Origin of the sequence: Pyrobaculum sp. (genome assembly GCF_049971835.1) — an archaeon.
Taxonomy (GTDB): domain Archaea; phylum Thermoproteota; class Thermoprotei; order Thermoproteales; family Thermoproteaceae; genus Pyrobaculum.
The window spans coordinates 1-504 of sequence record NZ_JBMFKV010000426.1 but is presented as its reverse complement, the minus strand read 5'-3'; the positions used below and the strand labels follow the sequence as shown (position 1 = coordinate 504).

General features: G+C 59.5%; 1 protein-coding gene. It reads left to right on the top strand.

The window, feature by feature from the left end:
* Nucleotides 1-492: hypothetical protein (locus ACP5J3_RS15085; RefSeq protein WP_428496419.1), on the top strand; the 492-nt coding region annotated here is incomplete at its 5' end.
* Nucleotides 493-504 lie beyond the last annotated feature (12 nt).

The window sequence follows — 504 nt, the reverse complement described above, 5'->3', positions numbered from 1 at the left end:
CTACTTCACATGATCGGCGTTTTGTACGAAATTGGAAGGGCGGTCTACAAGTGGGCGGCGGCTTTCGTTATTATCTGGTCCTTCCTCTCCTCGCTCCTAGTCCTCATGGCTGGCTCCTACATCGCCAACTACATCCCCACAACCCCCTTCACCACCTTCGCAGTGGTTTCGAAAGCCGACGACGCGGCGGCGGCTCTGCGCTCTGTAGTTATGTCCGCAATTTCTGTAGCCGTTGGGCTGGGGATGCTGGCCAGCTTCGGCTTCTTCTCAAGCCAGTACTACATAGCGATTTCCTTCAGAACGGCGGCTTCGCTTATAGACATGGCCCTCGTCTCTTTGCTCGTCCAGCTGGCGGTCTCGACAGCCGCAGTGGCTGTAGAGCACCTGGGCCCGGCGGCGGCGGCCATCCTCGGAGGCTTGGGCGTGTTGCTATCAGCCGCCGCGGCTGTCTACGTGTCCTATTACGCCGTCGGGATAGCGCCGCCGCAATGATCCGCACCTTAG